Annotated in this window: 9 protein-coding genes; 6 read left to right on the top strand and 3 right to left on the bottom strand. The window is 65.2% G+C overall.

Annotated elements, in window-relative coordinates:
* Positions 1 to 68 precede the first annotated feature (68 nt).
* Complete coding sequence (locus HX875_RS32010; RefSeq protein ID WP_177048940.1) at positions 69 to 665, bottom strand: type II secretion system protein GspJ; 597 nt, start codon at positions 663 to 665, stop codon at positions 69 to 71.
* Positions 658 to 1110 (bottom strand): type II secretion system minor pseudopilin GspH, encoded by a 453-nt coding sequence (gene gspH / locus HX875_RS32005; RefSeq protein ID WP_177048939.1) that lies wholly within the window; start codon positions 1108 to 1110, stop codon positions 658 to 660. Before gspH ends, HX875_RS32010 begins: the two co-directional genes overlap by 8 nt.
* 85 nt (positions 1111 to 1195) lie before the next feature.
* Between gspH and HX875_RS32000 the strand changes: the two genes are divergently transcribed.
* Entirely contained in the window at positions 1196 to 1627 is a 432-nt protein-coding gene (locus tag HX875_RS32000) for a type II secretion system protein N (RefSeq protein ID WP_177048938.1), read from the top strand.
* On the opposite strand, the gene gspI is transcribed toward HX875_RS32000, so the two are convergent.
* Positions 1614 to 2012, bottom strand: a complete 399-nt coding sequence (gspI, locus tag HX875_RS31995) for a type II secretion system minor pseudopilin GspI (RefSeq protein WP_177048937.1) — start codon at positions 2010 to 2012, stop codon at positions 1614 to 1616. The genes HX875_RS32000 and gspI overlap by 14 nt on opposite strands.
* 148 nt (positions 2013 to 2160) lie before the next feature.
* On the opposite strand from gspI, the gene gspG reads away from it, so the two are divergent.
* From gspG to gspD, 5 genes are read left to right on the top strand one after another with little or no spacing between them, the layout of a single operon-like run.
* Positions 2161 to 2598 (top strand): type II secretion system major pseudopilin GspG, encoded by a 438-nt coding sequence (gene gspG / locus HX875_RS31990; RefSeq protein WP_177048936.1) that lies wholly within the window; start codon positions 2161 to 2163, stop codon positions 2596 to 2598.
* 8 nt (positions 2599 to 2606) lie between these two features.
* The gene (gspK, locus tag HX875_RS31985) at positions 2607 to 3554 is read left to right on the top strand and encodes a type II secretion system minor pseudopilin GspK (RefSeq protein ID WP_177048935.1); all 948 of its coding nucleotides are present in this window, start codon (positions 2607 to 2609) and stop codon (positions 3552 to 3554) included.
* Positions 3551 to 4663, top strand: a complete 1113-nt coding sequence (gspL, locus tag HX875_RS31980; protein WP_177048934.1) for a type II secretion system protein GspL — start codon at positions 3551 to 3553, stop codon at positions 4661 to 4663. Before gspK ends, gspL begins: the two co-directional genes overlap by 4 nt.
* Complete coding sequence (gene gspM, locus HX875_RS31975) at positions 4656 to 5180, top strand: type II secretion system protein GspM (RefSeq protein WP_177048933.1); 525 nt, start codon at positions 4656 to 4658, stop codon at positions 5178 to 5180. Before gspL ends, gspM begins: the two co-directional genes overlap by 8 nt.
* On the top strand, positions 5177 to 7483 hold the full coding sequence (gspD, locus tag HX875_RS31970) for a type II secretion system secretin GspD (protein WP_177048932.1): 2307 nt from the start codon (positions 5177 to 5179) through the stop codon (positions 7481 to 7483). Before gspM ends, gspD begins: the two co-directional genes overlap by 4 nt.
* The last annotated feature ends 226 nt before the right edge of the window (positions 7484 to 7709 follow it).

Genomic DNA, 7709 nt, shown 5'->3' with positions numbered 1-7709 from the left:
GCTGTAAGAGCGGAACCAATAGTAGCCATCACCCAAATAACGGATATGTACACCGCCCAAAAACCAGCCTACCGCAAGGGCCCCAAAACCTGCCGATACCGCTCCACCCCCTGGCCCGTCTCCCGCACCAGAACCACCTCAAGCCCCTGCGGATCCTCCCGCCGATTCCCGCTCAACTGCCGCCACCCCTTATCCCAAACCCTGACCTGCAAATCCCTGACCTGCCCAAGCACCGCCACCGCATCCCGGGGCGCAGGCAGCGGATACCGATCCCGCGCCGGAGCCGCCGCCCGGTACAGCGTGTCGCCCTTGAGCCACCACCGCACCCGCTGCAACCCATCACCAGGAATCGGCGCACTACGGATCACCTCCAGCCGAAACCCCTTGCTGTCCGAACTCCTCACCGACATCCCCGCCAACCCCCCAGGCTTCGGCGCCTCATCACTCACAGGCGGCCCCAACTCAACCCCCGCGCGCAAACTCACATCCAGCTGCAGCTGATTCAGCGCCCGCAACAACACCTCGGTCTGCTCACTGCTGGCCTGCAAATGCTGATCCGCCCGGGTCACACTGTCCAACCCGCGCCAGGCAATCACACTGACCACCGCCATCAACATGATCGCTACCATCACCTCGATCAGCGTAAAACCCTTCTGGTCACTCATGGCTCACCACCCGCAACAACCCCGCCGCATCCCGTTGCACGCTCAAGCTGTGCTGCCCATCCGACAGCACCACCCGCACCGGCGGGTTCACCCATTCAGCATCCAGCACCAGGACTTTCCCGGGCTCGACGCGCACCTGCATCGGCGTGTTGTCCCAGGCCCGTGGACGCAGTTGCTGATCCCCGCTGAAGTTCTCCAACCCCAACCCATCATCCGTAACGCGGCTGAAGCGAAACCCCTTGGCATCCGCCCGCCAGGTGATCGCTCGGCCATCCGCGCGGGCCTCGGCCTGGGCCACCTGCAACAGCTGGCTCAAGCGCTCGGCATCCTTGCGCAGCAGGTGCAGCGGGTCCGGCTTGATGCTCAGGCTGATGGCCGCACTGGCGATGCCGATGATCACCAGCACCACCATCAACTCGATCAACGTGAAGCCCTGCTGTTTCATTTTTTGCTCCCTGACGGACCACTGAAATAAAAAGGTGTGAATTGCCCTGTAGCCTGAGGCAACGGACAAACAGGAGGTCCCGCCCATGGCATTCATCCATCGTTTTTCACCCGCCCATGGCGTGCAGGCCGTGGCGTTGCTGGCGGCGCTGGCCGGGGTGGCGACCTGGACGCCGCTGCTGCTCACCTCGGCCGAATCCCACACCCCGCAGGCCGCGCCCCAGGCCTTGGCCGCCCACAGCGACAACCCGGCGCTGCAGTGGTTTTCCAATACCCCGGCGGTGATGCAGATCAAGGTTTCCGGTGTGCTCGCCGGGGCCCGTGGCGCGGTGGCGATCCTCAGCCTCAACGACGGCCCGCCCCGCAGCTTTTTGTTGGGTGAACGCCTAAGCCCCGGGGTGCGCCTGACGGCCATTGAAGGCGATAGCGTGGAGATTGAACGCGGTACGGAAAAAATCCGCGTGCCTCTCGACAAGTTGCCCGACGCTCCGGCCTTGCCAAGCCTCACTCGGCAGTAACCGCGCGCGGTAGCGGCGGGCGCCCCAGTACGGTCTCCAGGCGTGCCAGGGGCGGCGCTTCACGGGTCGCGTCCAGCACCATCACGCTGACCTGGAACAGGCGCCCATCCGGCCCGTTGCTGATGGTCTGTTCGCAACGCAGTTTCAGCCGACCCTGGTCGCAGTCGAACGTCTTGCGCCCCGGGCTCACCCGACCTTCCAGGCGCAGTTCCGCCAGGCGACTCTGGGCCGCCAGCAACGCCATCGACTTGTCCCGCAGCAGGCCATTGCTGGTGGTCATCAGGCCGGCCACGCGCACGGCGGCAGCCATGGCCACGGCGATGATCGCCAGGGCCACCAACACTTCAATCAGGGTGAAACCGTGCTCGTTGCGGGGGCCGCCCATGGCGTACTCAAAACCGGGAAACAAGCCCGCAGACTAGCCTCGGGAGTTGACCGATTGGCGACCAAAGCTCCCGAGGATTTTCAACACGACTGACATGTGTTCTTGCAACACTGCGCCACGAAATGCACTCAAGCCAAGGAATGTCGAGATGGATATCGCACACTTCACGTCCCCGCGCCGGCAGCGCGGTTTCACCCTGATCGAGATCATGGTGGTCGTGGTGATTCTGGGGATTCTGGCGGCGCTGGTAGTGCCAAAAGTACTCGACCGCCCGGACCAGGCACGGGCCACGGCGGCCAAGCAGGACATTGGCGGGCTGATGCAGGCCCTGAAACTCTACCGCCTCGACCATGGCACTTATCCCAGCATGAACCAGGGTCTGAAGGTGTTGGTGGAGCGTCCGGCAGATGCAAAAAACAGCAACTGGCGCGCCTACCTCGAACGCCTGCCCAATGACCCGTGGGGCAACCCGTATCACTACCTCAACCCGGGGGCCAACGGCGAGGTGGATGTGTTCTCTCTCGGCGCCGACGGGAAACCAGACGGCGACGGCGTGAACGCCGACATCGGCTCCTGGCAGTTGTAAGGCCGGCGATGAACAGCCATTCGCCCCCAGCGGCGAAGCAGCGCGGCATGGCGATTATCAGCGCCTTGCTGATCGCGGCCGTGGTCGCAGTGATCGCCGGCGCCATGCTCACCCGGCAAACCGTATTCACCCGCAGCCTGGAAGCCGAGCAACTGCGCATCCAGGGCCAGTGGTTGCTGAATGGCGGCCTGGAGACCAGCCGCCAACTCCTATGGGACGCGCGCCGCCAGGACGTATTGACCCGGCTCGACCAACCGTGGGCACGGCCCATTGGCGGTGCGTTCGAGGGGCGGATTGAAGACGAGCAGGGCAAGTTCAACCTGCGCAACCTGGTGACCCAACAACAGCCAGACGCCGTGCAATTGCAGAGCTTCGAACGCCTGTGCCAATTGATCGGCATCGACCTTGCCGTGAGCCGCCGCATCAGCCGGCGAGTGATCGACTCCTATGACCAGCGCGTAGGCACGGCCTCATTCACGGGCGGCTTCAACAGCAGCCGCGACACCTCGCCCGGTGCGGCAGCACAAGTGACTCCAGCCAGGTACCCGATGTTGCGCAGCCTCGCCGACCTCAGCGCAATCGAAGGCCTCGACCCGCGCCAGCTGCGGCGCATGGCGAGCTACGTCAGCGTGCTGCCCGGCAATACCTGGGTCAACGGCAATACCGCCAGCGCCGAGGTGCTCAGTGCCGTGGTGCCGGGGCTCAGCCTGTCGCACGCCAAGGCGCTGGTGGCCGAGCGTGATGGTGGGCGCTGGTTTGTCAATCGTGGGGATTTCGTCAACCGCTTGCGCATGCCCCAGGTGGCGGTGGACACGGTGCAGGTAGGCATCACCAGCGAGTGGTTCCGCGTGCAGGGCCAGGCCCGCCGCGAGCAGCGTCGGGTCACCCTGGAGGCGTTGCTGTATCGCCCTGAAGACCGTCAGCCCCAGGTGATCTGGTCGCGGGTGGGCGTATGAAGCGTTTGCGCGTTGCGTTGCCGCCGCTGGATGAACTCAACACCGAGAGCCCGGTGCAGTTCGCCTGGCTGGACCGCGCCGGGCAGGTCAGCCAGCAAGGGCAGGGTAGCCTCGCGCAATGGGCCAACACCCAGGTGGAGTTTTTCCTGCATCCGCGTGACAGCCTGTTGACCAGCCTTGAGCTGCCGCAACTGCCTTCCGCCAGGGTCGACGACGCGGTGACGTGCGCGGCCCAGGCCCTGATCCTTGGCCCGGTGGAATTGATGCATGTGGCCCACGGCCCACGGGAAAGCACTGGCCTGGTGCAGGTCGGCTGGTTGCCCAAAAGCGGCCTTGAACAGCTGGCCCGGATAGCGGCCCAGTTGAAGATCAAAGTGCGCGGCCTGTACCCGGCGCCCTACGCGCTGCCGGTCAGCGGGCAACCGAGCGCCGCCTTCAGCGATGGTTATTTGCTGCTGCGTCATGGCGTGCAGCTGGGCGCAGTGCATCCCCTGGGACAGCAGGCGCTGGATGATCTGCTCGCCACGGGCGTCGAGGTGCAGAACGTGACCGGCGATGCCCGTTGGAGCGGTGCATTGCCGGGCTGGGGCTTGCATGGTCGGCTGCAACAAGCGGCCACCGGCGGCTGGGGCAGGGCACTGGCCTGTTCGGCGCTGGCGGTTGCCATCTGGACCCTGGGCCTGAACCTCTACGCCGCCCGCCAGGTCGACGAAGGCCAACGCCTCAAGGCGCAGATGAGCCAACAGGTGCGCCAGGCTTTCCCCGAACTGCCGGTGATTCTCAACCCGCTGCAACAAGCCCGCCAGCAATTGGCCGCCCGCCAGAGTGGCGCGGCGGCCGAGCCTGGCCAGCGTTTCACCGGCTTGCTGGCACTGGCCGGCAGCAGCCTGCTGTCCCTGGCGGGCAGCGTCGACAGCCTGACCTACGAGCAAGGCCGCCTGCAGCTGAGCCTGCTGCCCGACGCCCGTAGCCCGGCCCTGGCCGCTGACGGGCAGGCGCTGCTGGCCCAGGCCGGTTTCAGCGCCAACCGCGACGACCAGGGCTGGACCCTGGGCCCGCTCACCGGCCAGGTTGAAGCTGAGGCGGACGATGAGGCCGAAGATGAATAAGCGCTTGCAGCTCCTGCGCAGCCAGGCCCAGGTGTTCTGGAACGGCCTGGCCGTGCGCGAAAAACGTCTGCTGGTGGGCGCCGGCCTGGTGCTGGCCGGCCTGCTGATCTGGTTGCTGTTGATTCAGCCACCGCTGAAGAAGATCGATTACTGGCAGGCCGAAACCCCGAAACTGCGCAGCCAGGCCGAGGCGCTGCAGGTGCTGTTGCAGGGCGTCGCCACCGCCCCGCGCAGCGGTGATCTGGAAACCGCCTTGCACCAGTCCCTCGACCGCGCCGGGCTGCAGGGCCGCTATCAATTGCAGGCGCAGGAAACCGGTGGCTGGCGCCTGACCTTTGCGCACGCCCCGGCAGATGCCGTGGTCGACTGGCTGCTGGCCAACCCCCGGCCATTTTCCCTGGAAGTCTCTGAGGCCCGCTTGCAACGCGCAGGTGATGCCACCCCTTCAAACTCGGCCGGCACCTTGTCCGGGACCGTTCGCATGGATCAGGCGCCTGGCGCTAAGGAAGCTTCATGAAGTGGTCATTGCCCAATGCTGCGCCTTTTCGCAAGGTCGCCCCTTTGCTCTTGTTGGCGCTGGGCGCGTGCAGCACCCCCCAACCCTCCAAACCGCTGCTGGTGGACAGCGAACTCGGCCAGCCCCTGGCCGACACCCGGCGCAGCGGCGAAACCACCCTGGACCGCCAGCGTGAACCGCTGCCGCCGCCCCGTGTGCCGCACCCGGTGACCAACAGCGCCCGCAGCCACGCCAGCGCACCGGCCAAGGCGCGCAACCCGTTGGGTGATCAACCGGTGCAACTGAACTTCGTCGACGCCGATATCCAGGCGGTGGTGCGCGCCTTGTCCCGTGCCACCGGCCAGCAATTTCTGGTGGACCCACGGGTGAAGGGCAACCTGACCCTGGTCAGCGAAGGCCAGGTGCCGGCGCACCAGGCCTACGACATGCTGCTGGCGGCGCTGCGCATGCAAGGCTTCAGCGTGGTCGACGTGGGCGGCGTGGCCCAGGTGGTGCCGGAGGCGGATGCCAAGCTGCTGGGCGGGCCGATCTACAGTGGCGCCAACCCGGGCGGGCAGGGCATGCAGACCCGCACCTTTCGCCTGCAATACGAAAACGCGGTGAACCTGATCCCGGTGCTGCGTCCCATCGTGTCGCCCAACAACCCGATCAACGCCTACCCGGGCAACAACAGCATCGTCATTACCGACTACGCGGAAAACCTGGCGCGGGTGGCACAGATCATCGACGGCATCGACACCCCGAGCGCCATCGACACCGACGTGGTGAAGGTGCAGAACGGCATCGCCGTGGACATCGCCGCCATGGTCTCGGAACTCCTGGAAACCCAGGGCGCCGACCAGACCCAGAAGATCAACGTGATCGGTGACCCGCGCTCCAACTCCATCATCATCCGCGCCGGCAGCCCGGAGCGCACCGAGCTGGCGCGCAACCTGATCTACAAGCTGGACAATGCCCAGAGCAACCCGAGCAACATGCACGTGGTGTACCTGCGCAACGCCCAGGCGGCCAAGCTGGCGCAGTCGCTGCGGGGCTTGCTGACGGGGGAAAGCGACACCGGTGCCAGTGACAATGCGAGGGGCAAGTTGAGTGCCATGGGCGGCAACACCCAGAGCGGTCAGGGCAACACCCAGAACAGCAGCGGCACGCCCACCGGCAGCGGCACCGCCCAGCCCAGCGGTTACGGCCAGGACCCGACTACCGCTGGCGCATCGACCTCCAGCGACCAGAACACCGCATTCAGCGCCGGTGGCGTGACGATCCAGGCGGACGCCACCACCAACACCTTGCTGATCTCGGCGCCGGACCCGCTGTATCGCAACCTGCGGGAGGTGATCGACATGCTCGACCAGCGTCGCGCCCAGGTGGTGATCGAGAGCCTGATCGTCGAAGTGGGCGAAGACGATGCCAGCGAATTCGGGGTGCAGTGGCAGGCGGGGAACCTGGGCGGGAAGGGTGGCTTTGGCGGGGTCAACCTGGGGGGCAGCGGGTTGAATGCAGCGCCTGCCAGCAAGACCAGCATTGATGTGTTGCCCAAGGGTTTGAACATCGGGCTGGTGGACGGCACGGTGGATATTCCGGGGATCGGCAAGGTGCTGGACCTCAAGGTGCTGGCCCGGGCGTTGAAGAGCAAGGGCGGGACCAATGTATTGTCGACGCCGAACCTGCTGACCCTGGATAACGAGGCCGCGAGTATTTTTGTGGGGCAGACGATTCCGTTCGTCACCGGCAGTTATGTGACCGGTGGCGGGGGCACGAGCAATAACCCGTTCCAGACGGTGCAGCGCGAGGAGGTGGGGTTGAAGCTGAACGTGCGGCCGCAGATTTCCGAGGGTGGGACGGTGAAGCTGGATATTTACCAGGAGGTCAGCAGTGTCGACACGCGGGCTTCGGTGGACGCGGGGACGGTGACGAACAAGCGGGCGATTGATACGAGTATTTTGCTGGATGACGGGCAGATCATGGTGCTTGGCGGGTTGTTGCAGGATGGCTATAGCCAGAGCAATGACGCGGTGCCTTGGTTGGCGGATATCCCGGGGTTGGGGGCGTTGTTCAGGAATGAAAAGCGCAGTGTGACGAAGACGAATCTGATGGTGTTTTTGCGGCCCTACATTATTCGTGACAGTGGGGCGGGGCGCAGTATTACGTTGAATCGCTATGAGTTTATGCGCAGGGCCCAGGGTGGGTTGCAGCCGGAGCATAGTTGGGCGATGCCGGATGTGCAGGCGCCGCAGTTGCCTTCGGTGGATAAGGCGATTCCTGATTTGGGGCCTCGGGCGGTGATTCGCGTGGTGCCGCGGTGATGCTTTTTGGGGGCCGGGATGGTGTACATATCCGTTTCTTCGGTAACGGCTACTTAGGGTTCCGCTCTTACAGCGGGTCACTTTTGGCAAACGCCCCAAAAGTAACCAAAAGGTCTTTGCCCCACCACTCGGTGCCTCGCTTAGGCTCGGCATGCCCGCAATCAGACCCGTCTCCGCGGGCCGCCGCGACGGGCCATCCATGGCCCGGCGCGGCTAAATCGGCATC

The organism is Pseudomonas yamanorum, assembly GCF_013386765.1.
GTDB classification, from domain to species: domain Bacteria; phylum Pseudomonadota; class Gammaproteobacteria; order Pseudomonadales; family Pseudomonadaceae; genus Aquipseudomonas; species Aquipseudomonas yamanorum_A.
Note: the sequence above shows the minus strand (reverse complement) of the source record. Positions and strands in the feature narration are given on the sequence as shown.